This is a genomic window from Phenylobacterium montanum, from assembly GCF_018135625.1.
Classification (GTDB): Bacteria; Pseudomonadota; Alphaproteobacteria; order Caulobacterales; family Caulobacteraceae; genus Poindextera; species Poindextera montana.
This window is the reverse complement of sequence record NZ_CP073078.1, coordinates 1,220,759-1,245,042: the sequence shown is the minus strand read 5'-3', so window position 1 is coordinate 1,245,042 and position 24,284 is coordinate 1,220,759. Positions and strand designations below refer to the sequence as shown.

The following is a 24,284-nucleotide window of genomic DNA, read 5'->3' as shown; positions in this document are numbered from 1 at the left end:
ATCCCTGGCCATCAAATGCTCCTCGCGGGCGCCGCATATACATCGTATTACGATATTATCTAGTCCAAAGGAGCGATGACTTGAGCGGGGATGATTCTGAGGGCCGGCCCGGCCTCTCCCGGCGTGACTATGCGGCCATCGCCGAGTTCCGCTATCAGCTGCGCCGGTTCCTGGCCTTCAGCGAGGCCGCCGCTGCGCGCGCCGGCCTGCCGCCGCAACAACACCAGGCGCTCTTGGCCATAGCCGGCCACATGGGCGCCGAGCCGCCGTCAGTGGGCCTTCTGGCCGAACGGCTTCTGATCGCCCCGCATACCGCGGCCGAGCTGGTCGTGCGCATGGTCGAGGCGGGCCTGGTGACCAAGACCCATTCGCCCCGTGACCGGCGCCGCGCCGAACTCGCCCTGACCCCGCACGCGACAGCCATGCTGGCCGACCTTACCGCCGCGCATCTGGACGAATTGAAGAGCGTCGAGCCTGCCCTTGCGCGGGTGCTGAACGGCTTACAGCTCATGGTGAGCTGAGATGGATGGACCGCATTAGCCCGGATCGGCGGCGGCGCCGTCGCCCTCGTTCAAAGAAGGCTCAACTTCGCTCGACGGCCCAGGTGATAGGCGCTGGGCTTGGGCGTGCGCTTGAAGGTTTCGAGGTCGACCGCGACCAGGCCGAAATGCTTGGCGAAGCCCGACGACCACTCGAAATTGTCCAGCAGCGACCAGTAGAGATAGCTGTGCACCGGGAGGCCCTCGTCCAGGCAGGCGCGCACCCCGTCCAGCGCCTGGTCGATGAAGGCGATGCGGCGTCTGTCGTCGTCCGTGCCGATGCCGCTCTCGGTGACGTAGATCGGCTTGCCGATGGTCTTGTGCGCCCAGCGGATGGTGGCGGCGAGGGCCTGGGGATAGAACTCGTAGCCCGCGGCGGTCAGTTCTGCGCCGGGCGGGAAGGGCGCCCAGCCTTTGCTGTCGAAGCGGAAGCGGGTGTAGGTCTGTACACCGATGAAATCGGCATCGGTCTTCGCCGCGTCGATCCAGCCGCCATAGAGCCTGGCCTCCATCTGGGGTGCGAGCGAGTTCTCGCCCACGGCCTGGATGTCCTGGGTGGTCAGGCTGATCCCGACGGGCAGGGTGGGGCGGGCGGCCTTCATGGCCTGATAGGCTTTGCGGTGGGCCTCCAGCAGGATCGGCTGGGTGACGTCCGGATTGGCGTAGACCATCGACGAAAACCGTTCCGAGCCGGTGGCGCGGCGGGCCGCCTCGAGCATCTGGCCGGTGGTCGGCGAGTGCGGCAGGATCTGGCCCATCACCTGCACCAGCAGTTGGACATTGGCCTCGTTGAAGGTGGTCGCCCGGCCCATCAGGGGGCCGAGGCGCTGCGTCACATGCTCGCAATAGCGGGCGAACAGGTCGGCGGCGTCGGCCTGCTCCCAGCCGCCACGCACCGCGAACCACAAAGGGACGGTGAAGTGGTTGAAGGTGACCACCGGCGTCTGGCCGTGCGCGTGGCAGGCTTCCAGCACCTTCTCATAGTGGTCCAGTTCGGCGTTGGAAAACTTGCCCGGGCTGGGCTCGATGCGCGCCCATTCGATGCCGAAGCGGTAGCAGTTGAAGCCCAGGGCCGCGTTGAGGGCGATGTCCTCGGCGAAGCGGTGGTAGCTGTCGCAGGCGTCGCCAGAACGGTCCTTGTAGACCGTGGGGGTCAGGTTCTCGAGTAGCCAGCAGTCGGTGTTGGTGTTGCCGCCTTCGCTCTGATAGGCCGAGATCGCCGTGCCCCAGAGGAAGCCTGGCGGCGCCTTGCGCGCTACTGCCTTGGCCTCGGCCGACAGCGCCGGCGTGGCGGCCCCAGCGGCCGCCAAGATCGTCCTGCGGCTGATCATTCTGCAGCGCTCCCTATTCGAACGGCGTCCGGCGCGCTGGGCTCATGACCTCGCACGATGACGTCCTGGCCGGCTTTCCTCCGTCAGCCATCTATGCGGCGTTCGCGACCAGGGTCAACATATTCAGTCACGAATGAATGAGTATTGACAGGCTAGCGAGTGAAGGGCAGCGTCAGGGTGCGCGCCGCAAGAGCGCGACCAATTTGGGGAAGGGGAGGGCGATGAAGTTTCACGCACTTTGGCTCAGCGCTTCGGTGATCGCTTTGGGATGGGGTGGCTCGGCGGCCGCCCAGTCGGCTCAGGCGCCTGCCGCGGCGCAGTCGGGCTCGAACAGCGGCGCGGGCAAGATCGGCGAGGTGGTCGTCACCGCCGAACGCCGCACCACCAACCTGCAGAAGACCGCCATCGCCGCCACCGTCATCAACGGCAAGGATCTCTCCAAGCAAGGCGTGTTCACGGTCGACCAGCTGCAGTTCGTCAGCCCTTCGCTGACGGTCAACAATTTCGGCCAGGGTAACGACGTCGACATCCGCGGCATCGGCAAGGGCGAGCACAACACCCAGACGTCCACGGGGGTGATCACCTATCGCGACGGTGCGGCCACCTTCCCCGGCTACATCCAGGAAGAGCCCTATTTCGACGTGGCCGGCGTCGAGGTGCTGCGTGGCCCGCAGGGCACCTTCAGCGGCCAGAACGCCACCGGCGGAGCGATCATCGTCAATACCAACAACCCCGTCATCGGCGGCGGCCACGACGGCTATCTGCTGGGGCATTACGGCAACTACAACGACACCGGCCTGCAGGGCGCCGTGAACCTCCCGATCAGCGACACCCTGGCCGCGCGGGTGGCCTTCGACGGGCAGTATCGCGATACTTTCTACCACATCTCAGGGCCCTGGACGGGCGATCCCAACGTCAAGTGGGGGGCCTTCCGGCTGTCGCTGCTCTGGAAGCCCGACGCGCACCTCTCGGTGCTCGCGAAATTGGACTACGACTACCTGAACAACGGCGGATACTTCGGCGACGCGATCATCAATCCGCAGACCGGCAAGGTGAACGGGACCGGCAGCCTGTTCAATTTCGCCAACAACTGGCACACCTCGGCGATCGACCAGTTCGTGCGCAGCACGATCAAGATCGACTATGTGACCGACGGCGGCGTCGATTTCCGGTCGGTCACCAGCGGCGCGACCAGCCGGTCGGCCTGGACCGGCGACATCGACGGGACCGCCTGGACCGGGCCGACAGCCGCGGCGCCGACCGGCAGCAACTACATGATCGACGAGGGCGTGGACACGACGACCCTGTCCCAGGAGTTCAACGTCATTTCGCCCAGCAAGGGGCCGCTGACCTGGATCCTCGGGGCCTACTACGGGAACATCACCTACAACTTCCCGTATGGAGGGTTCGAAATCGGCGTACCGCACGGCGTCTATGACGAAGACCTGAACGGGACAAACCGGACCTACAATTGGGCGGTGTTTGGTCAGGTCAGCTACGACCTGCCGGCCGGCTTCCAGCTACAGGTCGGCGCCCGCTACACCAACTGGTTCACCAAGAATGTCGGGACCTTCTACATCCCCGAACTCATTCCGTACGGCTACAGCTGGAGCATGAACGGCAGCGAGAAGGGCAACAACCTCACCGGCAAGGTCACGCTGAACTGGAACCTGAACGAACACAATTTCCTCTACGCCTTCGTCGCCACCGGGGCCAAGCCCGGCGGCCTGAACACGCCGCTCTACTTCTTCGGCGGTTACATGCCCCCGCCGTTCAAGCAGGAATATGTGACCGACTACGAGATCGGCTGGAAGTCGAGCCTGTTCGACAACCATGTGCGGCTGCAGGTGGGCGCCTACGACAACAGCTTCCAGCACTTCCAGGTGATCATTCCCCTGCCGAACGACCCGTCGTTCTTCAGCCAGACCGAGGAGAACGTCCCCGGGCGCACCAAGCTCTACGGGGTCGAAGGCTCGGTCCAGGCGGTGTTCGGAGACTTCTCGCTCAATGCGGGCCTGGGCCTGGAGCATACCGAGCTCGGCACGTTCTATTCCGAGGATCCCAGGGTCGGCACCGACGGACATGTCTGCAATCCGACCAAGGGACCGGCGAGCGCCTTCTGTATCAATCTCGGCGGGCATCCGCAGACCTACGCGCCCAATTTCACCTTCAACCTCGGCGCCAGCTACAATTTCCACCTGAACGACGGTGACACCCTGACGCCGGGCATGACCTACAGCCACATCTCCGACCAGTGGGGAACGCTGTTCGACAACCGGGCTCAGGGCGACTACCTGGCGGCGCGGGACATTGTGGGCGCTTCACTCGCCTGGACCCATAACGGCTATGTCGTCACCGGCTACGCCTACAACCTCACCGACGACCACTATGTCAGCGCCTTGCTGTCGCCGATCCGCCTGGCCGGCGCGCCGCGCCAGTTCGGCGTCAGCGTCATGAAGACCTTCTAGCGGTCCCCCTTGCGGCCGCCGTGCTGGCTAGTCCAGCCGGCGGCCGAGCTTTGTTTTGCAGGCCCGTCTGTCTGACCATGCAGTCCTACGCCTTAACGGTAGACAAGTTCCTCGATCACGCCGCCAAATGGTCGGGGGAGCAGGCGGTGGTCACGGCCGACGCTGGCCAGGTCGCCGGACGTATCGGCTATGCGGCGCTGCACGAGCGCAGCAATCGGCTGTCGGGCGCATTGGCGTCGCTGGGGCTGGGCTTCGGCGACCGGATCGCGACCCTGGCCTGGAACACCCAGCACCACCTGGAAACCTACTACGCGGCCATGGGCTTTGGCCTGGTCTGTCACACGCTCAACCCGCGTCTGACTGCGGCCCATCTGGCGGCGATGGTCAACGAGGCCGAGGACCGGGTCTTGGCGGCGGCGGCGAACCTTCTGCCGCTGGTGAACGAAATCCTCCCGCTGTGCCCCGGGCTCGAGCACGTCATCTTCTTGGACGAGGAGGCGGCGCCCGGTCCGGTGGCCGGCGGTCAGGCCAGGGCCTGGGCCTATGAGGCGCTGCTGCAAGCGCACGGCGCCGCTGTGGCTTGGGGCGGCTTCGACGAGGAGACCCCGGCCGGCCTCTGCTACACCTCCGGCACCACGGGAAGCCCCAAGGGCGTGCTCTACACCCATCGCTCCAACTACCTGCACACCCTGCGCGCGCTCCAGGCCGACGCCTTCGCCCTGACCGGCCGCGATGCGGTGCTGGTCGCCGTGCCCATGTTCCACGCCAATGGCTGGGGCCTGCCCTTCGCCGCGCCTGCGGTGGGCGCAAAGCTGATGCTGCCTGGCAGGCATACGGACGGCGCGAGCCTGGCCCGCCTGATGCGAGACGAGAAGATCACGGTCGCCGCCGGCGTCCAGACAGTCTGGCTCGGCGTGATCGACCACCTGGACGCCACGGGCGGCGAGTTGCCCGACTTGGAACGGCTGATCATCGGCGGCTCCAGCTGCCCCGACGCCCTGATCCAGCGGATGGAACAGCGATTGGGCGCGCAGGTGCAGACCAGTTGGGGCATGACCGAGCTGTCGCCCCTGGGCGCCGTGGCGTCGCGCGATGCGCCGCCCGGCGCATTGCGGGCCTCGGGGCGCCCGGTGATGGGCCTCGACCTCAAGCTCACCGACGCGGACGGGGTCACGCTCGCCCGGCAGCGCGGGGTGGTCGGCCATCTGAAGGTCAAGGGCGCCAGCGTGCTCGACCGCTACTTCAAGGCCGAGGCCGACGCGCTCGATCCGGAGGGCTATTTCGACACCGGCGATCTCGCCAGCCTCGACGAGGCCGGCAATCTCACCATCTGCGGGCGCTCCAAGGACCTGATCAAGTCGGGCGGCGAGTGGATCAATCCGGCCGAAATCGAGGACATTGTCGGCCGCCGCCCCGATGTCGCTCAGGTCGCGGTGATCGGCCGGCCGGACCCGAAATGGGGCGAGCGCCCGGTGCTGATCGTCGAGCCGATCAGGGGCGAGGCCATCGACGAGCAGGATCTGCTGCAGGGCTTGCGCGGCAAGGTGGCCGACTGGTGGCTTCCTGACCGCATCGTGCAGGTCGAGGCCATGCCCCTGGCGTCTACGGGAAAGATTGACAAGATCAGGCTGCGTGCCGAATACGCGCAGGGGGAGGCTGCTGGCGGAGGGTCCAGTTCCTGACGCGTGCGCCGAGCCAGCCTGCCCGCGGATTTGAGAGGTTGGCTTGATGTCCGAGGGGCCGACGCCCAAGCGGGTTCGCCGCACCAAGGCCGAGCAGCGCGCCGAAACGCTCGAGCAGATACTCGATGCGGCCGAATTCCTATTCTCCAGGAACGGCCTGCACGGGGTGACCCTGCGCGACGTGGCCCTGCGCGTCGGCGTGCACACGACCCTGTTGCACTACTATTTCGACGACAAGCTCAGCCTGTTCGAAGCGGTGTTCGCCCGTCGGGCCGCCGTGACCAGCGGGCGGCGGGTGGAGGCTCTGGACCGCTACGAGGCCGAGGTTGGCGATCATCCGACGGTGGAGGGCGCGCTGCACGCCTTTCTCGACACCGACCTCGATCTCTATTTTCAGGGCGGCGAGCCCTGGATGAACTACGCCGCCTTCTGCGCCCGGGTCAGCAACACGCCCGAGGGGGCGGCGCTGATGGACGTCCACTTCGATCCGGTGGTGCTGAAGCTGGTCGGCATCCTCAAGAAGGCCCTGCCGGACTATTCGGAAGAGGACATCTTCTGGGGCTACCACTTCGTCACCGGCGCCCTGATGAACACTTTCGCCCGCACCGGCCGCATCGACCGGCTGTCCGGCGGGGTCTGCCATTCCGACGACTTCATGGCGGTCAAGGCCCGCATCGCCCGCTTCATGGCCGCCGGCTTCCTGTCGCTGAAGTCCGAAAAGGGCTGATTTCAGCGGCAGGCTGCGGTCGCGGGCGGCAGGGGTGGCGAGGCGATCCCGACATTCCAGTTCCAGGCGATGTCGCCCTTGGCCCGTCGGCGGCAGACCACCGCCTCGTGCAACGCGTACATGCCAGGCATCAGGCTGGCCCATGGCCGAGGGCTATCCTGGAACGCCATGAAGGCGCCCGCGGTGTCATAGGCCGGCCAGTCCGGCTGGCCCGCAGCCTTCGGCGCGCCGGTCGCGACGAAGCTCGCCCAATAGTCCAGCATGGCGTCGGACAGGGCTGCCTCGCCCGCCGTCTTCGGCGGCCTGGGCCAGTAGGCCGGCGTGCGGTCCGCGGTGCCAAACACGAACGGCAGCTCGCTGGCGTGGAAGCCGTGCAGCCCCGCATTGTCGGCGGCCGGATAGCCGTGGTCGAACAGGTAGAGGTATGACGGCAGGCCTAGCTCGGCCTGCTTCTTGACCAGCCGCACCGCCGTCCAGCCATAGAGCGCGTCCCGCGTCGTGGCGAAGATGCTCTCGTGCAGATTGCTGCTCGGATAGAGCCGCAGGAAAGTGTCGGCCAAGTCGCCATAGCGGCTGCGGATGATCGCCTCATAGGTCGCCGCATTGGCCGGAACCGGCGGCGCCAATATGGCCAGGGAGCGGATCTCTCCGCTGTTGAAGCCCGCCAGGATCGGCACGTGCGCCTGTTGCCCCCTGTCAAACACGTCGACCAGTTGGCCCGGCAGCACATGGCCGTCGACGGCGGCGAAGGGTGCGAACCGCGCCATGGCCGCCGCATTGGTCAGCTTCTCGGCGTCCATGGCCCTCAGCGCCGCGATGTCCGGCGCATGCAGCTTGGCCGCCAGGGCGAGGCCGCTCTCTTCCGCCGGTATTTCGCCGAACCGACGCTCCGTCAGCGACGGGGTCGAGATCATGTAGGCGCTCTCGGCTATGGCCTTGGCGAACAGGCCGCGGGCGTCCGGCGCAGCCATCAGGTACATGACGCTGAGGCCGCCGGCGGATTCGCCCGCTATGGTCACTTTCGCCGGATCGCCGCCGAACGCGGCGATGTTGCGCTTCACCCATCTCAGGGCCTCGATCTGATCGAGCAGGCCGTAGTTGCCGGAGACGCCCAGCGGAGACTCCGCGCTCAGGCCTGGATGGGCGAGGTAGCCCAAAACGCCCAGCCGATAGTTGATCGAGACCACCAGGATCCCGCGCTCAGCGAGGCGCCGGCCGTCATAGATCGCCTCCCGGGCGCCGCCGCCGCTCAGCGCGCCGCCGTGGATCCAGACCATCACCGGCGCGGCCTTGGCGTCCTTGGGCGTCCAGATGTTCAGCGACAGGCAGTCCTCGCTCATCTGCGGCAGGTTGTCGGTATAGATGCCGGCCTGGGCCGCCCGGGGCTGCAGGCAGGCGGGCCCGAACTGCGAGGCGTCGCGAAGGTTGCTCCAGCGGGCCGGCGCCGCGGGCGGCTTCCAGCGCAACGGCCCCACCGGCGGTTGGGCGTACGGCAGGTTCTTGAACACCCGGATCTCGCCGTCGAGCGTTCCCTGGACCTGGCCGGCCGGCGCATCGACCACGGGCCGGTCCTGCGCAGGGGCGGGTGAGGCCGCCGCAAGGAGCGAGACAGCCGCCGCGAGGGCGGCGAGGGGATGGCGCTTGATCATTGGATCGGGTCTCCGGCCGCGCGCCCCTCCCGGGCCAGCACGCGGGCCAGCCAGAGGAACAGGACGATCGCCAGGCCATAGAAGGGCGTCAGGGCGTAGAAGGCGAGTTGCAGGCTATTGTGCGGATGGGCTGCGTGGAGCTGATCGCTGATCCAGCCGACATAGGTCGGACCAAGCCCCAGGCCGATCAGGTTCATGACCAAGAGCAGCAGGGCCCCGGCCATGACCCGCTGGTTCGGCGCGCTCTCCTGCTGCACCAGGGCCACCGCCGAGGAGAGGTAGAAGTAGTTGAAGAAAGTCGGGCCGAGCAAAAGGGCGATGGCCAGCGGCCAGGACGGCGCCCACGCAAAGCCAACGAAGAACGGGACTGCGATGGCCAGGGTGACTGCGGGGATCAGGGCGTAGGCGGCTTTGGATCGAGGCGTGAAGTGGTCGATCGCCAGGCCCGAGGCGAAGATGCCGCCGCCCATGCCCACCGCGACCACCAGGGCGTAATAGAGTGCGAGCGCCTTCAGGGTCATGCCCTTCTCGCGCATCAGGATCAGCGAGGTGAAGTTGCCGGCGCCATAGGTGACCATCTGGGTCGCCCCGCTGGCCAGGGCGACCAGCACCAGGGCCGGACGCGAGAAAAAGGCCAGGAAAGTCTCGCGGAACCCGGCCTTTTCGGCAGGCGCATGCGTTTCGACCGTGTCGAGCCCTCCGCGCGGCGGCTCGCGCACCACCAGGATCACCGACAGGGCGGCGAACAGGCCGACCGCGCCCAGCAGCACGAAGGCGTGGCGCCAGCTGTAGGCGGCGGCGATCGAGGCGCCGAACGCCACCCCCAACGCCTGGCCGATCGGTGGGCCGAGGTTGAACAGGGCCAGGGCCGAGCCGCGCCGGCGGGCCGGGAAATAGTCGGTGATGATGGCGTAGGAGGGCGGCACGCCTCCGGCCTCGCCCACGCCTACGGTCATGCGGGCGGCGACCAGCTGCGGATAGCTGGCGGAGAGGCCGCAGGCCATGGTCGCCGCGCTCCACAATGCGCAGGCCAGCGACAGCACCTTGACCCGGTTGGTCCGGTCCGCCAGCCAGCCGACCGGGATCGAGATCAGGCAGTAGAACAGCGCGAAATAGAGCCCGCCGATGCGGCCCAGCTGGCCGTCCGAGATGTGCAGGCTGTCCTGGATCGGCTTTGCCAGGATCGACAGCAGCTGCCGGTCGAGGAAGTTCAGCACATAGACGAAGCAGAGCATGGCCAACACCGCCCAGGCCCGAGCGCCCGGCGCCGCCCGCGCCGACTCGTCACAGGTCATCGCCTCGGGGCCGACCCTTGGCGACCGCGCACTCCCCACCGGCTTCTCCCATGGCTTTCTGAATCGATCACAGGCGTCGACTTGGCCGCACCATGCCGCGGGCCGGCGACGAACGTCAATACTCACTATCGTGTGTGTGAACATCTTTGCGCCCGCGGCTCTTTGAGCCCTGGGCATGGTCGATACGGATTTCTTCGTGCCGGCGGACAAGCCCCCTTGCAGGCCCTGACCCAGGAGATGATCGCCCTCGCTCTGGAATAGGTGGCCGCATTTTTCGCGCCCAACCCTCTCCACTGCCGCTGCGGCAGCCCGCTAGGCTGCCTTGGTAGGCTGGGAACCGAGGAAGGCGACGATGGACATCCGCTCCAATTTCACCATGACGATCAACGGTCAGGCCGCCCGGACGGCCGGCGAGATCGAGGTGGTCAACCCCGCCACCGGCGCCGTCTTCGCCCACGCGCCGGACTGCACCCGCGAGCAGCTCGACGAAGCCGTCGCCACGGCCCAGGCCGCCTTCAAGACCTGGCGCCGCCGGCCGATCGAGGAGCGCCAGGCCCTGGTTCGCCAGGCCGGCGAGGCCCTGGTCGCCCACGCCGACGAACTGGCGCGCCTGTTCACCCAGGAACAGGGGCGGCCCGTCGACGCCGCCAAGCAGGAGATCCTCGGCGCCGCCGCCTGGATGCACGCCGTCTCCGGCATGACCCCGCCGGTGCACGTGTCCGAGGACTCGGCTACCCAATTCATCGAGACCCGCTATGTCCCCCTGGGCGTGGTCTGCGCCATCGCGCCCTGGAACTTCCCGGTGACCCTGGCGGTCTGGAAGATCGCCCCGGCCCTGGTGGCCGGCAACACCATGGTGCTCAAGCCCTCGCCCTTCACCCCGCTCTGCACCCTGAAGATCGGCGAGATCTGGCGTGAGGTGCTGCCGCCGGGCGTCCTGAACGTGATCTCGGGCGGTGACGACCTCGGGCCGCTGATGACCGCCCATCCGGGATTCGCCAAGATCTCCTTCACCGGCTCGACCGCCACCGGCAAGCGGGTGATGGAAAGCGCGGCCAAGGACCTCAAGCGCGTCACCCTGGAACTGGGCGGCAACGACGCGGCCATCGTGCTGCCGGATGTCGATCTCGACGAAGTGGCGCAGAAGATCTTCTTCGGCGCCTTCTTCAACACCGCCCAGATCTGCGTCGCCACCAAGCGGCTCTATGTCCATGCCGACGTCTATGACGGCCTGCGCGATCGGCTCGCCGCCATCGCCAAGGGGGTCAAGGTCGGCGATGGGGCCGAGCAGGGCACGGTCCTGGGGCCGATCCAGAACCGGCGCCAGTACGAGCGGGTCATGGACCTGTTGAACGACGCCAAGGCCAAGAACCTGGTGCTGCTGCAGGGCGCCGAGATCCCGGAGGGCGAAGGCTATTTCGTGCCCGTGACCATCGTCGACAACCCGCCGGAGCACGAGCGGGTGGTGCAGGAGGAAGCCTTCGGCCCGATCCTGCCGATGCTCAAGTTCTCCTCGATCGACGAGGTGGTCGACCGGGCCAACGCCAGCGAATACGGCCTCGCCGGCGCGGTCTGGTCAAAGAATGTGGACCAGGCGATGGAGATCGCCCGGCGCATGGAGACCGGCACGGTCTGGATCAACCAGAACCTAAACCTGCGTCCGGACACGCCCTTCGCCGGCCACAAGCAGAGCGGCCTCGGCGTTGAGAACGGCATGGAGGGCCTCTTGGAATTCATGGCGCCCCAGGCTGTCTACGTGGCGCGGCAATAGAGGCGGACGCCGGAGAGAGCGAGTGGCCGACCTCGAATTCTTCTTCGATCTCTCCTCGCCCTGGACGCGAGTGGCTTTCCACAACATCCAGCCGATCGTCCGGGAGACCGGCGCGTCCATCACCTGGCGGCCGTTCCTGGTCGGCGGGGTGTTCAACGCGGTGAACCCGAGCGTCTATGCCGGGCGCGCCGATCCGGACAATCCCAAGATCCGGCACAGCTTCAAATGGCTGAAGGAATGGGCGCGGCTGGCAGGGGTGGCCATGAATTTCCCCTCGCCGCACCATCCGGTGAAATCGGTCCAGGCCATGCGCTTCTGCTGTGTGCTGGAGCCGGACCAGGCGGCGCTGTTCCGCTTCGCCGAGCGCGCGTTCGAAGCCTATTTCGGCGAAATGCGCAATCTGGACGAAGTCGCAGTGCTGGTCGATGTCGCCAAGGATTGCGGTCTCGACGGCGACGCCCTCGCGAGACGAAGCCAGGATGAGGACATCAAGCAGCGCCTGAGGGCCAACACCCAGGAGGTCATCGACCGCGGCGGCTTCGGTTCGCCGACCATGTTCGTCAATGGGGCCGACCTCTACTTCGGCAACGACCAGCTGCCGATTGTCCGGCAGGCGCTCGGCCGACTGGGCGACCGCCGAACCTAAGTCTGTCCTCGACAGTCCTACGGGAGCAGCACCGCCTTGACGCCCTTGGCGATGCGACGGCCGGCGACGAAAGCAGCAACAGGACGACAGCCCGCAGGCTGGAATGATGAGTCACGCTCGCTCCTCCCCCGAGGTCTCGCGCAGCCCGATCTTAGCTGGGCGTCGGCCTCTCCGGTTGGCCGTGAGCCCGCAAAGCGCTCCCAGCGTCTTGCGTCGCGTAGCTAAGATTGCATGCAATCTTTCTGAAAAAAGTTCTATATGGGTTGATATGTCCAATCATTGGATGCAAAGCTGCATCGGTCGACCGAAATTGAACAATCCGCCTCAAGGCGGAAAGGCGCTGAAACGCGGCGCGGGGAGGTTGGAATGAGTGACGCCGATGGGATCGCGGCCCTGGCCAAGCGCTTCTTCGACGCCGTCGAGGCCGGCGATATCGACACGGTCTACGGCTCCTACGCTCCGAACGCCCGCATCTGGCACAACACCGACGGTCTGGAGCAGACTCGCGAAGAGAACGCGGCCACCCTTAAGGACTTCGTTCGCCGGATCCCCACCAGGGTCTATGCCGACCGTCGGCTGAAGGTCTTCGAAGGCGGGTTCGTGCACCAGCATGAGCTGCGCTGCGTTCGCGCCGACGGCGAGGCCGTGAGCCTGACCGCCTGTATCGTCTGCGCCGTCGAGGACGGCCACATCACCCGCCTGGACGAATATTTCGACTCCGCCCAGGTCGCCGCCTTCCGTCGCCCCGCCGCCTAGAGCCGCCTTAGCCAAAGGGAAGTTTCCGCATGCCTAGACTACGCCAGGTTTCTCGCGCCGACGCCCCGTCCGAGGTGGTGCTGCAGTACTACAACCGCCTGTTTGGCGACCGCGATCCGGTGACCCAGCCGGGCACGGCGACCGGCACGCGCGGCGATTGGTGGACGGTGTTCGCCCTGGCGCCAGACATCTTCAAGCACGCGGTCGATGGGTTCGCCGTCTATCGCCACCCTGACCGCAAGCTCGACCCGGTCCTTCGGGAGCTGGGACAGACCCGCGCCGGGTGGGTGAAGGGCAGCCAGTTCGTCTTTTCCCAGCACTGCAAGTCGCTGCGTGGCCTGGGCGTGTCGGAAGAGAAGATCGCCGCAGTTCCGCACTGGGCGGTCTCCGACGTGTTCGACGAAAAGGAACGGGCCGTGCTGGCCTATACCGACTGCCTGTCCATGGCTGGCGGGCGCACGCCCGAAGCGGTGATCGACAAGCTGAAGACCTTCCTGTCCGACCTGGAGATCCTCGAGCTGACCTACATCACCTGCCTCTACGACATGCATGCGGTGATGTGCCGGGCCCTCCGCCTCGAGTTCGACGACCGGGACGAGCCCATCGTCGAAGTGGCCGCGCCCGAAGGCTTCAAAGCCACCGACTTCCTCAGCGCCTCGCCCCGCGCGCCGCGCTGATCTTCTCCAACTTGCGATCGCAAAGGGACCCAGCCCCATGTCCGGGAAGCAGAACACCGAGTTCGAGATCCGAGGCGTCAACCACCTGGCCCTGGTGTGCCGGGACATGGCCAAGACGGTGGAATTCTACCGCGACATTCTCGGCATGCCTCTGACCAAGACCATCGATCTGCCGGGCGGCATGGGGCAGCACTTCTTCTTCGACATCGGCAATGGCGACAGCCTGGCGTTCTTCTGGTTCCCGGATGCCCCGGAGGGCCAGCCGGGCGTCTCCGCGCCGGCGGCGTTGCCCGGCGTTGGCTCGCTGGTCAGCGCCCACGGCTCGATGAACCACATCGCCTTCGACGTCTCGCCGGAGAAGTTCGACGCCTATTGCGAAAAGCTGCGGGCCAAGGGCGTAGCCCTCTCGCCGGTGATGAACCACGACGACACCCCGGCCCAGGTCTCGGCCGAGCTGCATCCGGGCGTTTTCGTGCGCTCGGTCTATTTCTTCGATCCGGACGGCGTCTGCCTGGAATTCGCCGCCTGGACCCGCGCGCTCACCGAAAAAGACGTCGCCCACGATCCGATGACGGCCGAGGGCGTCAAGGCGACCGGCCTGATCGTCGCCGGCGCCTGATCCGCGCGGCCGAAAAGCCGTCAGCAACAACGATAAGACCCTTGGGGGGATCAACCATGCAACGACTTCACGCCCTTCTTGCGTCCGCCGCCCTGGTCGCGCTGGCCACCGCGGCGCGCGCAGCGGAGGCCCCGGCGGACGCGACTCAGAACCAGGTGAGCGAGGTCATCGTCACCGCACAAAAGCGGGCCGTTCGCCTGCAGGACGCGCCGCTGGCGGTGACGGCGTTCAACAGCCAGACCCTCAAGCAGGCGACGGTGGTGAACCTGACCGACCTGGACGGGCGCATCCCCAATGTGACCCTGGAGGCGGTCGCCACCTTCCCCAACGCCTCGTCGTTCTCGATCCGGGGCCTGGGTTTCGGCGACGTCGAATCGACCTTCGAGCCCACGGTCGGGGCCGAGATCAACGGCGTCTATCTGGCGCGCAACGTGGGCGCCACCCAGGATCTGTTCGACATCGACAGCGTCGAGGTCCGGCGGGGGCCGCAGGGTACGCTGGACGGCGGCAACACCATCGGGGGGGTGGTCGCCATGACCACCAAGAAGCCTACCGGGCAACTGGACGGCGAGATCGAGTTGACCGGCGGCGACCGCGGCCGGCTCGAGGCGCGTGGGGCCTTGGACATTCCGCTGATCAAGGACGTGCTGTCGGCCCGGGTCTCGATCATGGACCTGAACTACGGGGGCTACCTCCACAACATCGCCAACGGCGCCACCCTGGGCGGGATCGACTCCCTGTCGGAGCGGCTTACCCTGCTCTACACGCCGACGGATCGCTTCGACGCCACGCTCGTCGTCGATCACACCCGCGACCGCGACAAGGGCTTCCCCAACATGAACGGGACCCCGGCCTTTGGCTCTATCGCGCCCGCGCCCGATTTCCTGCTCGCCGAGCTCGGCTATGCGGCCAATCCGAACCAGAAGCCCTACGACGTCAACGTGACCTTTCCTACCTTCTTCAATTTCGACACAGTCGGAGCGTCGGTGACCCTGAACTGGCGCTTCGACTGGGGCGTCCTGACCTCGATCACAGGCTATCGAGAGTACGACGACAACAACGTCAATGAATATGGCGGGGCCGGCGACGTCACCGTTGGCGAGTCCACGGCGCCTTTCTTCGTCTCCCAGCGCATCCAGAACCAGGACCAGTTCAGCCAGGAGATCCATGTCGCCTCGCCGAGCGGCAAGCACTTCCTCGACTATGTCGCCGGGGTCTACTACCTGCATCAGCACTACGCCCTGCAGAACCTGGAGGGCGGCTCGCTGTTTGGCGTCTATCCGCCGGCGCAGATCACCACCCAGTACGCCAATCAAGGCGACGATTCCTATGCCGTGTTCGGCCAGGTGGACCTGCACTTCACCGACAAGCTGACCCTGACGGCCGGCGGGCGGTACAGCTACGAATCCAAGGATTTCCACAACACGCCGCCATTCTATTTTCCGACCCAGTTCAACTACAGCGCAAACTGGAGCGATTTCTCGCCCAAGGCGGTGCTGAACTACAAGATCACGCCGGACAACATGGCCTATGTGCAGTATTCGCGCGGTTACCGTTCGGGAGGCTTCAACGGCCGCGCCGGCAGCGCGTCCTCAGCCGGGCCTTACGCCGCCGAACACGTCGACAACTACGAGATCGGCATCAAGAACGAGTTCCTGAACCGGCGCCTGGTGGTCAACGCCGACGCCTTCATCGAAAAATACAACAACATCCAGGAGGAGGTGCAGCGCCTCAACACTGTCACCAACGCTGACGAGACGGTGGTGGCCAACGCCGGCGCGGCGACCTATCAGGGGGTGGAGATCGAGACCCACGCCGTCCTCGGGCACGGCTTTTCGGCCGACGCGGCGCTGGGCTACCTGGACGCTCACTTCGACAAGTTCACCGCCAACCTGAACGGACCCTGTGCAGGGGGCGAGGACCCTTATTTCTGTGGGGTCAACGACTACAAGAAGATCCCGCTGCCCGGCGTGCCGCACTGGTCGCTCAGCGGCGCGCTCAACTATCGGACTCGCCTGGATTTCGGCGTCTTCTCCGCCAACATCAACGCCGCCTATACCTCGAAGCAGTACACCTCGCTGACGCCGATCAACGTCGTCGCGCCGTGGTTCTCCTTGCGCAAGGCCAACACCATCGTCAACGGCACCGTCTCCATGGCGACGCCGGACGAGAAGTACCGCGTCTCGGGGTGGGTCAAAAATCTCACCGACGAGCGTGTGCTCTATGAGCGCTTCACCGTCGGGCCGCTGTCGGCCCCGGAAAGCTACGAGCCGCCCCTGACCTGGGGCGTGTCCGTGGGCGCGAAGTTCTGAGTTCGAGTCGAAATGGAGGATATGACGGTGACTTCCGGTGCGGGCGGCCCGCTCGACGGCGTGCGGGTGGTCGAGATGGGGCAGCTGATCGCCGGGCCGTTCTGCGGCCAGTTGCTGGGCGATTTCGGCGCCGAGGTGATCAAGGTCGAGCCGCCTGGCCAGGGCGATCCCATGCGCCAGTGGGGCCAGCCGGGCTATCCGCTGTTCTGGGAGGTCTTGGGCCGCAACAAGCGATCGGTCTCGATCGACCTGCGTGAACCGGCGGGTCAGGCCCTGGCCCGCCGGCTGATCGCCACCGCCGACATTCTGGTGGAGAACTTCCGGCCCGGAACGCTGGAGCGCTGGGGCTTGTCGCCGGATGTCCTGCGCAAGGATCATCCCGGCCTGATCATCGTGCGGGTCTCCGGCTACGGCCAGGACGGGCCCTATGCGGGCCGCGCCGGCTTCGGCGGTATCGGCGAGGCGATGGGGGGATGGCGCGCCATCGTCGGCGATCCTGACCGGCCGCCGTCACGCATGGGAGTCTCGATCGGCGATAGCCTGGCGGCGACCTTCGCCTGCCTTGGCGCCCTGGCGGCCCTTCGCCACCGCGACCGCACCGGCGAGGGCCAGACCATCGACAGCTCGCTATTCGAGTCGGTGCTTCAGGTGATGGAGTCCCTGGTGCCCGACTATGTGGTCGCCGGTCATCAGCGGGCCCGCTCGGGCGCCATCCTGCCGGGCGTGGCGCCGTCGAACGTCTATCCGTGCCAAGACGGCGAGTACCTGATCGCGGGCAACCAGGACACGGTCTTCCAGCGGCTGTGCCAAGCCATGGGCCGGCCGGAGCTGGCGGCCGATCCGCGCTACGCCACCCATCAGGCCCGCGGCGAACGCCAGGCCGAGCTGGACGCGCTGATCGCTGAGTGGACTGCGGGCCTGACCGTAGACGAGGTCGAGGCGGCCATGGTCGAGGCCGGCGTGCCCGCCGGCCGCATCTACCGCGCGCCGGACATGCTGGCCGATCCCCACTTCGCCGCCCGCAAGGCCCTGACCGAGCTGACCCACCCCAGGTGGGGCCGCTTCGTCATGCAGAGCCCGCATCCCAAGCTCTCGCAGACGCCGGGTTCGGTGCGGCGGGTCGCGCCGCAGGCGATCGGCCAGGACAACGCCGAGGTCTATCAGGCCCTGGGCCTGCCGGAATCCGAGATCGAAGCCCTGGCGAAAACCGGGGTGATCTGACTCAGCCCGGCGGCGGCTCCAGCGATTTCAGGAGGGCGTCGCGCCCCGCCAGGATGTGGCTGGTCATCACGCTGCGCGCCCAGAGGCCATCGTGTGCGCGCAGAGCCTTGACCAGTTCGCGATGCTGGCTGGCGCTGCGCTGAAGCTCCTCCAGGCTGTAGCGGCGGAAGGTGCGCAGCACGAGCGGCGCCTCGACGATCGAGGCGAGGGCGGTCTCCAGCCGCGCATTGTCGGCGGCCGCCACCAGCAGCCGATGGAAGCTGTTGTTATTGGCGGCCACCAGATCCAGGTCGAGGGTGGCCGGATCGGACACCATCTCGCCGAGCTGGTCGGCAAGGGCTTGCAACGCCTCGATCTGGCGGTCATCGGCCGACCGGCTGGCGGCCTCGGCGGCATAGCCCTCCAGCACTACGCGCAGGTCGTAGATCTTGTGGATATCGGTCTCGTCCAGGCTGGCGACGAAGGCGCCCCGGTTGGGGATGACGCGGATCAGGCCCTCGGCGTGCAGCCGCCGCATCGCCTCGCGCACCGGCGTTCGGCTGACCCCGCTGGCCGCGGCCAGGTCCTGGGCCGTCAGGTGGTCGCCCGGCTGATAAACCCCGCTGACAATGCCGTCGCGAATGGCGCGATAGGCGCTTTCGACCGCCACAGCCATGTATCTGGAACGCTCCTGACCTGTGTTCGTCGCGCGTCAAGTCGAGCGCGAGAGTCCAGCCTAGCATATGTCGGCCGGTCGACGGCAACGCCCGCGCCGCTGGCTTTCGCCGCGCGCGCTTTGCGGTCACCCTAGTCTCGCACGCTCCGCCAGCACCGGGCGATCGAGTTCGCGCTGGCGGCCGCATCGGCTTCGGTCGTGGCGGCCGAGGAGACGGACAAGCGCATGACGGTTCGGCCGCGCCAGTCGGCAGGCCCCACGAAGCACACCGACTCATCCTGAACCCGCGCGATGGTCTGGCGGGTCATGGCGTCGTCGTCGCCGAAGCGCAGCATGAACTGGTTCAGGGTGACGGGACGCACGAGGGCGACCCCAGGCTCGGCGGCCAGGCGGTCGGCCATCTCGCTGGCCACGGCGCAGCAACGCTCGACCATATCGGCGATGCCGGCCCTGCCGAACTGGCGGATCATGGCCCAGGTCGCAAAGCCACGGGCTCTGCGCGACAGCTCGGGCACATAGGCTGACGGATCGCGCTCCGAGCCCTCGGCCGGGGGCAGGTAGCTGGCCGAGATAGCCATCGCCCGGCGGTGCGCCTCCGGGTCGCGCACGATAGCGTAGCCGGAATCGTAAGGCGTCTGCAGCCACTTGTGCCCGTCCGTCGCCCAGGAATCGGCGAGTTCGACGCCGGCGGCCAGGTGAGCGCGCTTGGGGCAGGCGCGGGCCCAAAGGCCGAAGGCGCCGTCGACATGCAGCCAGGCGCCGTGGGCGCGGCAGGCTGGGGCGATGGCCTTGAAAGGATCGCAGGCGCCGGTGTTGATCTGGCCAGCCTGGGCGATGACGATGGTCGGGCCGTCGATCTCCGACAGCACACGCTCGAGGTCTTCGGCCAGCATGGCGCCATCGGCGTCGGTCGCTACGACCCGCGCCCGCCTCGCGCCAAGGCCCAGATACTTCAGGCCCGAATAGACGGTGGCGTGGGCGTCCGCGCCGATCACCACCTCGACCTTGGGAGCGCCATAGAGGCCATCGGCCTCCACGTCCCATCCAGATCGGCGAAGGACCTCGCTGCGAGCGGCCGAGAGGCAGACGAAGTTCGCCACCGTCGCACCGGTGACGAATCCGACCGACGCATCGCGCGGCAGGTCCAGCAGATCCAGCAACCACCCTGCCGCAACGGCTTCCACGGCCGACGCCGCCGGGGCGGCGAGCACATTGCCGGCGTTCTGTCCCCAGGCGGCCGTAAGCCAGTCCGCCGCCACGCCCGTAGGGTGCGATCCGCCGATCACCCATCCGAAGAACCGCCGCCCGGTCGAAGCCCGGATGCCCGGCGTGGCCTTTTGGATCAGATCGGCGATGATCTGCTCCGCATCGCCCGGGCGCTCTGGAAGCGGTCCTGCAAATTCGGCGAGGATATCGGCATAGCGTGCGACCGGCGTGTGCTCGGCGGCGTCCACCTCGGAGCGATAGGCGGCGGCGGCGCGAGCGACCTGGGCAAGGACTTGAAGGGACGGGCTGTCGCTCATGGCGGAACCGTAGCACTCCTGCCTCGGTCAGCTCTATCGGTTCCTTTCAGGCCGGCGGCCAGGGTGACGGTCCCTTTTTTCCTTCGCCGGGTCGGCGTTGACGCCAAGGGGTGAAATGGCGTTGGTTGACGCGGCGCCGGCGTCAGAATCGGGCGCCACGAGGGGGAAGTTCGATGCCGTCCGAGCGGCGGGATGTGCTGCACAGCTGGTGTGTGCAGGCGGATTGGGACGCGCCGACCGTGGTCGGCGGCGCGGGCGCATGGCTGCATCTCGCCGACGGGCGAAGGGTCCTGGATCTCAGCAGCCAGGCTGAATGCTGCAATCTCGGCCACCAGCACCCGCGCCTCGTCGCCGCCATTCGCGCCCAGGCCGAGCGGCTGTGCTACGTGGCCAACGCCTGGGGCGCGCAGCCGCGCGCCGAGTTGGCGGCGCGCCTACTGGAGCGTTCGGGTTTCGAGGGCGGGCGGGTGTTCTTCACCCTCGGCGGGGTCGACGCCAACGAGAACGCGGTCAAGTTCGCCAGGCAGGCTTCAGGCAAGCCGCGCGGCCTGATCGTCACGCGCGATCGCTCCTATCACGGCGCCAGCTACATGGGCATGGCCCTGTCCGGCGACAGCCGCACGCAAAGCCAGGTCGACGCGTCCGCCTATGGCGTGCGCCACGTGGCCCCGCCCTATGCCTACAGATGTCCTTTCGGCGGTCAGAGCGACGAGGACAGCGGCCTGCGCGCCGCGGCAGCGGTGGGCCAGGCGATCGACGCCGAGGGCGCGGCCGCGGTCGCCGCGGTGCTGATGGAGCCCGACGCGGGAACCAACGGGATCGTCGCGCCGGACAGCTATTGGCCGGCGCTCCAGGCGGCCACGAAGGAGCGCGGCGTCTACCTCATCGCCGACGAAGTGATGAGCGGCTTCGGCCGTTGCGGCGAATGGTTCGCCTGGCAGCGATACGGCGAGGCGGGGCGTCCGGACATGATGACCCTGGCCAAGGGGCTGACGGGGGCTGCGGCGCCCCTCGGCGCCGTGGTGCTGTCGGCCGATGTGGCGGGGCGGCTCGAGCATGAGATGCTCTACACGGGTCTCACCTATTGCGGCCATCCCTTGTCCTGCGCGGCCGGGGTCGCGGCCCTGGCCGCCTATGAGGACGAAGGGCTGATCGCCCGGTCGAAGGCCATGGGCGGCGAGCTGCTGGCCGAACTCGAGCGGCTGAAAGCACGCCATCCGGTGATCGGCGACGTGCGGGGCGGGCGCGGCCTGTTCGCGGTGATCGAACTTGTGGCCGACCGGACCACCCGCGAGCCGCTGGCGCCCTGGCCGCAGACGCCGCCGGCGCTGAAGGCTCTGGTCCAGGCGGCGATGGGGGAGGGCCTGTCCCTGGCCACCCGCGGCAATCTGATCATCCTCGCCCCGCCGCTGGTGATCGAGGAAGATGACCTCGCCGCGGCCCTGGCCGCGCTCGACCGCCTGTTCAGCCGCTTCTTTCCCGCTTCAGCAGAGGGCGATCCGCGATGAGCTTCCGCCTGACCTACGCAACCATGTTCGATCCCCCGCAGGAGATGCACGCGCGCTTCGAGGCCGCGCTGGCGCAGGTGCAGAGCCGGCTGGGCGTCAGGGGCGACCTCTTCATCGACGGCGCCGACCGGGCCGCGGCGAGCCATACGCCGGATGTCAGCCCGATCGACCGGGACCTGGTGCTGGGCGAGTTCGCCCTGGCGGGCCAGGCGGATGTCGAGGCGGCGATGGCGGCGGCGCACGCGGCTTTCCCCGCCTGGCGCCGCACGCCGCTGGCCGAGCGGGTCAGGATGATGCGGCGGATCGCCGACATCCTGGAGCAGCGGGTCTATGACATCGCCGCGGCCCTGACGCTGGAAGTCGGCAAGAACCGTATGGAGGCGCTGGGCGAGGCGCAGGAGACGGTCGATTTCTTCCGCTGCTACGCCGACGACTTCGAGAGCAATGGCGGCTACGACCGGGTGCTGCCGGACGATCCGCTTCAGGGCGTGGTCTCGCATAATCGGAGCGTCATGCGGCCCTATGGTCCCTGGGTGGTCATCGCCCCGTTCAACTTTCCGCTGGCCCTTGCAGGCGGTCCGACGGCTGCGGCGCTGGTGACCGGCAACACCGTGGTGCTGAAAGGCTCGACCGACACGCCCTGGGCCGGCCGGCTGCTGACCGATTGCCTTCGAGAGGCGGGGCTTCCGCCGGGGGTGTTCAACTACCTGTCCGGCTCCGGGGCCGAGGTCGGCCGGGCCCTGGTCGAGCATCCGCTGACCGCGGGCGTGACTTTCACCGGCTCCGCCGCAGTCGGCGCCGGCATCCTGCGAACCCTGGCCACCGGCGCCTTTCCCAAGCCCTGTATCGCCGAGATGGGGGGCAAGAACCCCTGCATCGTCACCCGCCACGCCGACCTCGAGGCCGCCGCCACCGGCATCGTCCGTTCGGCCTATGGGATGGGCGGCCAGAAGTGTTCCGCCCTGTCTCGCGTCTATGTCGACGCCTCGGTCGCTGACGCCCTGAAGGAAAAGCTTCTGCAGAAGATCGCCGGCGTCGCGGTCGGCGACCCGCGGCGTCGCGAAGCCTGGCTGGGGCCGGTGGTGAACCAGCGCGCCTGGGACTCCTATGCGGCCTTTGCCGAACAGCTGGGCGGGCAGGGGGCTAAGGTCCTCGCCGGCGGCCGGCGGCTGACCGACGGCGATTTCGCTCGCGGCTATTATGTGGAGCCGATGCTGGCCGAGGCGCCGGCGGACCATCCTCTGTTCCGCCACGAGATGTTCGTTCCCGCCCTGATGCTGCACGCCGTCCCGGACCGCGAGACCGCCATGCGCCTGGCCAACGACACCGCCATGGGCCTCACCGCCGGAGTCTACGGCTCGGACGACGACGTGGCCTGGTTCCATGAAAACATCGAGGCCGGGGTCACCTACGCCAATCGCCCCCAGGGCGCGACCACCGGCGCCTGGCCCGGCTATCAGCCGTTCGCGGGCTGGAAGGGCTCCGGCTCGACCGGCAAGGCGATCGCCTCCTACTACTACCTGCCCCTCTACATGCGCGAGCAGTCGCGCACCGTAGTGGTCTGACCAAGGACGAACGACCTCATGAGCCAGCACATCAAGACCGAACTGCCCGGCCCCAAGGCCAAGGCGATGATCGCCCGAGACGCCGAGGTGATCTCGCCCTCCTATCCGCGCGACTACCCTTTCGTGATGAGCCACGGGCGCGGGACCGAGGTCTGGGATGTCGATGGCAACCGCTTCCTCGACTTCGCCGCCGGCATCGCCGTCTGCGCGACTGGGCACAGCCACCCGGACGTGGTGGCTGCGGTGCGCGAGGCCGCGGGCGAATTTCTGCATATTTCAAGCGATTACTGGCACGAGCGAATGGTCGGTCTCGCCGAGCGCCTGGCCCGGCTGGCGCCGATGGGCGAGCCGGTGTTGAGCTTTTTCTGCCAGTCCGGCACCGAGGCGGTGGAAGGCGCGCTGAAGCTGGCCCGCTATGTCACCGGCCGGTCGCGCTTCATCGGCTTCCTGGGCGGTTTCCATGGCCGGACCATGGGCTCGCTGGCGTTCACCTCGTCGAAGTACACCCAGCAGAAGGGCTTCTTCCCCACCATGCCGGGCGTCACCCATGTGCCCTATCCCAATCCCTATCGGCCGCTGTTCGCCGGCGCAGACCAGGGGCAGGCGACGCTGGACTACATCCGCATGCTGTTCGAGCGGAACCTGCCGCCTTCGGAGGTCGCGGCGATCCTGATCGAACCGATCCAGGGAGAGGGTGGCTATCTGGTGCCGCCGCCAGGCTTCCTCGCCGGCCTGAGGGCGCTCTGCGACGAGCACGGCATCCTCCTAATCTTCGACGAAGTGCAGTCGGGCGTCGGCCGCACCGGCAAGATGTTCGCCAGCCAGCACGAGAGCGTGGCGCCCGACATCATGACCCTGGCCAAGGGGCTGGGCTCGGGCCTGCCGATCGGCGCCGTGGTGGCCAAGCGGCGGCTGATGCAGCAGTGGACCCGAGGCGCCCACGGCAACACCTATGGCGGCAACCCGATCGCCTGCGCCGCCGCCAACGCCACCCTGGACCTGGTCGAGGGGGGCTACGCCCAAAACGCGGCGGAAGTCGGCGAGCATTTCATGGCCGGCCTCGGGGACCTGGCCAGGACCCGGCCCTGCATCGGCCAGGTGCGCGGACGCGGCCTGATGATCGGCATGGAGCTGATCGATCCCGCGGCCGGCGGCGCGCCCGCCAGGGCGCTGTGCGACGCGGTGATCGAGCGCGCCTATCACAATGGGCTTTTGCTGCTCTCCTGCGGCGTCAGCACGGTGCGGTTCATGCCGCCGCTGAACGTCAGCCGCGCGGAGGTGGACGAGGGGCTCGGCCTGCTGGCCGCCAGCCTCGACCAGGCCCTGGCGGCGGCCTGAGG

Annotated in this window: 19 protein-coding genes; 14 read left to right on the top strand and 5 right to left on the bottom strand. The window is 67.6% G+C overall.

Annotation, left to right across the window (positions count from 1 at the left end):
- The first annotated feature begins 80 nt into the window (after positions 1-80).
- The gene (locus KCG34_RS05540; protein WP_211939396.1) at positions 81-521 is read left to right on the top strand and encodes a MarR family winged helix-turn-helix transcriptional regulator; all 441 of its coding nucleotides are present in this window, start codon (positions 81-83) and stop codon (positions 519-521) included.
- A gap of 50 nt (positions 522-571) precedes the next feature.
- On the opposite strand, the gene KCG34_RS05535 is transcribed toward KCG34_RS05540, so the two are convergent.
- Positions 572-1,870 carry a glycoside hydrolase family 1 protein gene (locus tag KCG34_RS05535; RefSeq protein WP_211939395.1) on the bottom strand — a complete coding sequence of 433 codons (1,299 nt, stop codon included), beginning with the start codon at positions 1,868-1,870 and terminating at the stop codon, positions 572-574.
- Between the two features lie 221 nt (positions 1,871-2,091).
- Here KCG34_RS05535 and KCG34_RS05530 point away from each other — a divergent pair, with 221 nt between their 5' ends.
- The 3 genes from KCG34_RS05530 (at position 2,092) to KCG34_RS05520 (ending at position 6,747) form a co-directional block, all read left to right on the top strand.
- Positions 2,092-4,338 (top strand): TonB-dependent receptor, encoded by a 2,247-nt coding sequence (locus KCG34_RS05530; protein WP_211939394.1) that lies wholly within the window; start codon positions 2,092-2,094, stop codon positions 4,336-4,338.
- 77 nt (positions 4,339-4,415) lie between these two features.
- On the top strand, positions 4,416-6,020 hold the full coding sequence (locus KCG34_RS05525; RefSeq protein WP_211939393.1) for an AMP-binding protein: 1,605 nt from the start codon (positions 4,416-4,418) through the stop codon (positions 6,018-6,020).
- Between the two features lie 46 nt (positions 6,021-6,066).
- Entirely contained in the window at positions 6,067-6,747 is a 681-nt protein-coding gene (locus tag KCG34_RS05520; RefSeq protein WP_211939392.1) for a TetR/AcrR family transcriptional regulator, read from the top strand.
- Between the two features lie 2 nt (positions 6,748-6,749).
- Here the strand turns inward: KCG34_RS05520 and KCG34_RS05515 are convergent, their stop codons facing one another.
- The gene (locus tag KCG34_RS05515; RefSeq protein ID WP_211939391.1) at positions 6,750-8,396 is read right to left on the bottom strand and encodes a carboxylesterase/lipase family protein; all 1,647 of its coding nucleotides are present in this window, start codon (positions 8,394-8,396) and stop codon (positions 6,750-6,752) included.
- Positions 8,393-9,691 carry a spinster family MFS transporter gene (locus KCG34_RS05510; RefSeq protein WP_211939390.1) on the bottom strand — a complete coding sequence of 433 codons (1,299 nt, stop codon included), beginning with the start codon at positions 9,689-9,691 and terminating at the stop codon, positions 8,393-8,395. Before KCG34_RS05510 ends, KCG34_RS05515 begins: the two co-directional genes overlap by 4 nt.
- A gap of 352 nt (positions 9,692-10,043) precedes the next feature.
- Between KCG34_RS05510 and KCG34_RS05505 the strand changes: the two genes are divergently transcribed.
- The 7 genes from KCG34_RS05505 (at position 10,044) to KCG34_RS05475 (ending at position 17,693) form a co-directional block, all read left to right on the top strand.
- Positions 10,044-11,462, top strand: coding sequence for an aldehyde dehydrogenase family protein (locus KCG34_RS05505; RefSeq protein ID WP_211939389.1), 1,419 nt, complete (start codon positions 10,044-10,046; stop codon positions 11,460-11,462).
- 22 nt (positions 11,463-11,484) lie between these two features.
- Positions 11,485-12,108: a 2-hydroxychromene-2-carboxylate isomerase gene (locus KCG34_RS05500; protein WP_211939388.1), complete on the top strand. Its 624-nt coding sequence runs from the start codon at positions 11,485-11,487 to the stop codon at positions 12,106-12,108.
- A 366-nt stretch (positions 12,109-12,474) separates the two neighbouring features.
- A complete protein-coding gene (locus tag KCG34_RS05495; protein ID WP_211939387.1) occupies positions 12,475-12,864 on the top strand; it encodes a nuclear transport factor 2 family protein in 390 nt (129 codons plus the stop codon).
- A gap of 29 nt (positions 12,865-12,893) precedes the next feature.
- On the top strand, positions 12,894-13,541 hold the full coding sequence (locus KCG34_RS05490) for a carboxymuconolactone decarboxylase family protein (RefSeq protein ID WP_211939386.1): 648 nt from the start codon (positions 12,894-12,896) through the stop codon (positions 13,539-13,541).
- Positions 13,542-13,578: 37 nt separating this feature from the next.
- Positions 13,579-14,160 (top strand): VOC family protein, encoded by a 582-nt coding sequence (locus tag KCG34_RS05485; protein ID WP_211939385.1) that lies wholly within the window; start codon positions 13,579-13,581, stop codon positions 14,158-14,160.
- A 56-nt stretch (positions 14,161-14,216) separates the two neighbouring features.
- On the top strand, positions 14,217-16,472 hold the full coding sequence (locus tag KCG34_RS05480; RefSeq protein WP_211939384.1) for a TonB-dependent receptor: 2,256 nt from the start codon (positions 14,217-14,219) through the stop codon (positions 16,470-16,472).
- Positions 16,473-16,493: 21 nt separating this feature from the next.
- Positions 16,494-17,693: a CaiB/BaiF CoA transferase family protein gene (locus tag KCG34_RS05475; RefSeq protein ID WP_211939383.1), complete on the top strand. Its 1,200-nt coding sequence runs from the start codon at positions 16,494-16,496 to the stop codon at positions 17,691-17,693.
- A gap of 1 nt (position 17,694) precedes the next feature.
- On the opposite strand, the gene KCG34_RS05470 is transcribed toward KCG34_RS05475, so the two are convergent.
- Both KCG34_RS05470 and KCG34_RS05465 read right to left on the bottom strand, forming a co-directional pair.
- On the bottom strand, positions 17,695-18,348 hold the full coding sequence (locus KCG34_RS05470) for a GntR family transcriptional regulator (protein WP_211939382.1): 654 nt from the start codon (positions 18,346-18,348) through the stop codon (positions 17,695-17,697).
- A gap of 131 nt (positions 18,349-18,479) precedes the next feature.
- On the bottom strand, positions 18,480-19,871 hold the full coding sequence (locus KCG34_RS05465) for a pyridoxal phosphate-dependent decarboxylase family protein (RefSeq protein WP_211939381.1): 1,392 nt from the start codon (positions 19,869-19,871) through the stop codon (positions 18,480-18,482).
- A gap of 173 nt (positions 19,872-20,044) precedes the next feature.
- Between KCG34_RS05465 and KCG34_RS05460 the strand changes: the two genes are divergently transcribed.
- From KCG34_RS05460 to KCG34_RS05450, 3 genes are read left to right on the top strand one after another with little or no spacing between them, the layout of a single operon-like run.
- Entirely contained in the window at positions 20,045-21,379 is a 1,335-nt protein-coding gene (locus KCG34_RS05460) for an aminotransferase class III-fold pyridoxal phosphate-dependent enzyme (protein WP_211939380.1), read from the top strand.
- A complete protein-coding gene (locus KCG34_RS05455; RefSeq protein WP_211939379.1) occupies positions 21,376-22,944 on the top strand; it encodes an aldehyde dehydrogenase family protein in 1,569 nt (522 codons plus the stop codon). The genes KCG34_RS05460 and KCG34_RS05455 overlap by 4 nt, the downstream gene beginning before the upstream one ends.
- Positions 22,945-22,962: 18 nt before the next feature.
- Positions 22,963-24,282, top strand: a complete 1,320-nt coding sequence (locus KCG34_RS05450; protein WP_211939378.1) for an acetyl ornithine aminotransferase family protein — start codon at positions 22,963-22,965, stop codon at positions 24,280-24,282.
- Positions 24,283-24,284 lie beyond the last annotated feature (2 nt).